Origin of the sequence: Nostocoides australiense Ben110, from assembly GCF_001050535.1 — a bacterium.
GTDB classification, from domain to species: Bacteria; Actinomycetota; Actinomycetes; order Actinomycetales; family Dermatophilaceae; genus Nostocoides_A; species Nostocoides_A australiense.
In genome coordinates this window covers 2,727,757-2,731,561 of record NZ_HG764815.1, presented here as the reverse complement: position 1 = coordinate 2,731,561, position 3,805 = coordinate 2,727,757, and the positions used below count along the sequence as shown (strand labels likewise).

General features: G+C 71.2%; 3 protein-coding genes. All 3 read left to right on the top strand.

Annotated elements, in window-relative coordinates:
• Positions 1 to 1,731 (top strand): fibronectin type III domain-containing protein (locus tag BN11_RS13160; RefSeq protein WP_048698371.1); only part of this gene is annotated, 1,731 nt, incomplete at its 5' end.
• Positions 1,728 to 2,693 (top strand): AAA family ATPase, encoded by a 966-nt coding sequence (locus tag BN11_RS13155; RefSeq protein WP_048698369.1) that lies wholly within the window; start codon positions 1,728 to 1,730, stop codon positions 2,691 to 2,693. The genes BN11_RS13160 and BN11_RS13155, both read left to right, overlap by 4 nt.
• Positions 2,694 to 2,715: 22 nt before the next feature.
• Positions 2,716 to 3,805, top strand: a 1,090-nt coding sequence (locus BN11_RS13150; protein WP_048698368.1) for a DUF58 domain-containing protein, incomplete at its 3' end; no start/stop codon positions are given.

Here is a 3,805-nt window from a genome sequence, read left to right as displayed (position 1 = left end):
GGCCGGCCCGACCCGCCCACCGCCGTCGCCGCCCGCGCCGTCTCGGTCGCCGACTCGGTCGACGTGTCCTGGCAGCCCGGCGCCGCCAACGGCTCGCCGATCGACGCCTACGAGGTGTCCGGCGGCGGCCGGACCCAACGGTGCGCCGCCTCCCCCTGCCTGATCTCCGGCTTGCCGCTCGGAGAACCTGTCAGCTTCGTCGTCCGGGCGCACAACGAGGCCGGCTGGAGCGACCCGTCGACACCCTCCCCGGCCATCACGATCGAGCAGGTGCCCGGCCCGCCGGCCAACTTCGTCGTGGCCGGCACCGGGGACGGCTCGGTCAGCCTGGCGTGGGGCCGGCCGTCCGGCGGCACCTCGGTGACCGGCTACCGGCTGACGTGGCAGCCCGGCACCGGCGGCGGCGCGATGGAGCTGACCGCCGGCGCCGGCTCGGCGACGGTCACGGGACTGACCAATGGGACCGACTACACCTTCACGCTGGTCGCGACCAACGCGGCGGGCGACAGTGTGCCGGTGTCGGCGAGCGGCATACCGGTCGGCCCCCCGTCGGCGCCCGTGATCGCCGACGCGCCCTATCGAGACGCCGGCGACGGCGCCAACGCGATCATCGACGTGAGCTGGGCCGCGAGCGCGCCCAACGGTCCGGGCACGGTCGGCTATGCCGTGCGGATGGACGGCACGGTGATCTGCGAGACCTCCGGGACGACCTGCACGACCCCGCCGGTCGCCTATGGCTCGAGCGTCACCCTCACCGTGACGGCGACCAACAGCGCCGGCCTGACGGCGGACTCGGAGTCGGTCACGGTCAGTCCCATAGGCACCCCGGACGCCTGGTCACCCATCGCCGCAGGCGAGACCGGCACCGGCGAGGTGACCGTGACCTTCGATGTCCCGGCGACGCACGGTGCACCGTGTGAGGTCGTCCTGTTCGTCGACGGCACGAGCCGGCCGGTGGGCACCTTCGGGCCCGGCGCCGTCCCCGGCCAGAGCGTCACGGTCGGCGAGCTGGGTCCTGGCACGCATACGTTCCGGTTGCAGTTGTGTCCGGCCGATGGCGGCCCGCTGTCCGACGAGGTGAGAGTCACGCTCGTCGGTCCCCTGGGTGTTCCGGCTTTCGCTGCCGTGTCGGTGTCGGGCACGACGGTTTCGTACACCGTGACCGTGCCCGGCGGGTCCGCCGGACGCGATGGGGTCTCGTTGACGGTGTCGGTCGTGGAAAACCCTTCTCTCACAGAGACTTTCATGGTCAGAAGCGACGAGAACTATTCGGGGTCCTTCGACATCGGATATGGCGCGACGGCGACGCTCCAGGCGGTCGTCGCCGATGGCAGCGGCAGCAACACGGCGACCGCCGACCCCGTCACGACGGGCCCGGCGCCGACCCCCGCCGGGGTCGCTCTCAGCGAGGGTCCGGCCAGCACGTGCACTGACACGGGGCTGCCGTGCGCGTGGGCAGTGATCGTCGACGCCCACGACTTCGACGGCACGAACATCACGTGCACTCTCAACGGGTCGGGGTCGTATCAAATCTCGAACGGGACCAATACGCTGCCGAGTCAGCCGTATCTCGACTCGCTCACGGTCGAATGCACCGACGAGACGCGCGAAAGCGCACGTGATACAAGAAGTCCTTGGGGGACACCACCCCCGCCGCCGGGCGGCCCGCCCGGGACCGCTCCATCCCGCACCGCCATACCGGCCGGCCGACACAGGAAGCCAGGGTCATGACGCTCACCGATCACGACGCCGCGCGCTTCGCCGGAACCTTCGACCGGATGGTCGCCAATATCGAGAAGGCGGTGCTGGGCAAGACACATGTCACCCGGCTGGCCCTGACGTGCCTGGTCGCGGGCGGTCATCTGCTCGTGGAGGACAACCCCGGCACCGGCAAGACCCAGCTGGCCAAGGCGCTCGCCAACACGATCGAGGGCACCCATAGCCGGATCCAGTTCACCCCTGACCTACTGCCGACCGATATCACCGGCGTCAGCGTCTATGACCAGGCCACCCAACGGTTCGTCTTCCGTCCCGGCCCGATCTTCGCGGCCATCGTCCTGGCCGACGAGATCAACCGCGCCTCGCCCAAGACCCAGTCGGCCCTGCTCGAGGTGATGGAGGAGGGCCGGGTCACCGTCGACGGGCAGCCGCACTCGGTCGGGTCACCGTTCATGGTCATCGCGACCCAGAACCCCATCGAGCAGGCGGGGACCTACCGGCTGCCCGAGGCTCAGCTCGACCGGTTCCTGATGAAGACCGCGCTCGGCTATCCCGACCACGACACCACCGTCGAACTGCTCGCCGACGCCGAGAACCGCAACCGCAGCGGCTCGATCGAGGCGGTCGTGCGGGCCGAGGAGGTGGGCGAGATGTCCGCCTGCGCCGGGCAGGTCCATGTCGACCCGGCCATCCTCGGCTTCATCGCGAGCATCGCCGAGGAGTCACGCCGGCACAGCCATGTCGCGCTCGGACTGAGCGTGCGCGGCGGGTTGGCCTTCGTCCGCTGCGCCAAGACCTGGGCACTCTCCCAAGGCCGGACCTATGTCACCCCCGACGACGTCAAGGGGCTGGCGCACGCGGTGCTGGGCCACCGCATACTGCTGGGTGACGAGGCCCAGTTCTCCGGCGTGCGCGTCGGCGATGTCATCGACGAGCTGATCGACAGTGTCCCGGCGCCGGCCTACCGTTTCTAGTCCGCCTCCGCGCCTGGCCGGCGTGCTCGACGCCGTCTCGCCGCTGGGGTGGGCGGTCCTCGCGACGGCCCTCGTGGCCTGGGTCGCCGGTTGGGCGGGCGGCTGGATCGAACTAAACTACCTGGCCGCGGTCCTGGCCGTGCTGTTCGCCCTCAGTTGCCTGCTGACGATCGGCCGCACGCACCTGGAGGTGCAGATGCGGGTCCAGCCGACGCGGGTGCGGGTCGGCGAATCGGCGGTGGCCGAGGTGCAGCTGCGCAATGTCGGCCGCTTCCCGGTGCCGCCGATGCCCTTGGAGGTCGCGGTCGGGGCGTCGGCGATCGGCGTCCAACTGCCGATGATCCGGCCCGGTGAGACCTTCGACCACCTGGTCATCCTGCCCACCGAGCGCCGGGGGGTCTATCCGATCGGCCCGGCCACCACCCTGCGGGGCGACCCGTTCGGGCTGGTCCGGCGGGCCGTGCGGTGGACCGACCCGGTCGAGCTGATCGTGCGCCCGCGCACGATCTACGTCGAGGGCTTCACCAGCGGTGTGCTGCGCGACCTCGAGGGCCGCACGACCCAGGATGTGTCGGCGAGCGACCTGGCCTTCCACGGCCTGCGTGAATATGTCCCGGGCGACGATCGCCGCCACATCCACTGGCTCTCGACCGCCAAACAGAGCAGCGTGGCCGGCCAGACCGATCTGATGGTGCGCCAGTTCCTCGACACCCGCCGCACCAGCGTCGGGGTCGTCGTCGATTGCGACCGCGGGTCGTATGCCGATCCGCGCGACTTCGAGACGGCCCTGTCCGCCGGGGCCTCCATCGCGCAGCGCGCCATGCACGACAAGGTCGAGTTGAGCGCCGGCGTCGGGCCGTTCGTCGCGCCCGGCACGCGCGGGCACCCTGCCCTCGACCTGTTCGCCCGCGCCCGTCTCGGCAGCGAACGGGTCGACCCGGTGACCGGGGCCCTGGTACAGGCGGCGCCAACGCTGAGTTCCGTGGCAGTGGTCATCGGCGCCCGCACCGACCTGCGGCGGGTTGCCCGGGCGCGCATGGCGCTGCCGCCGGGAGTCGACATGCACGTCCTGCGTCACGAGCCGGGCGCCGCGGTCCGCCGGCAACACGCCG

Bases quoted from the DNA above. Each gene is read 5' to 3' on its own strand.
- BN11_RS13155 (WP_048698369.1), top strand. From the start codon at position 1,728: ATGACGCTCACCGATCACGACGCCGCGCGCTTCGCCGGAACCTTCGAC.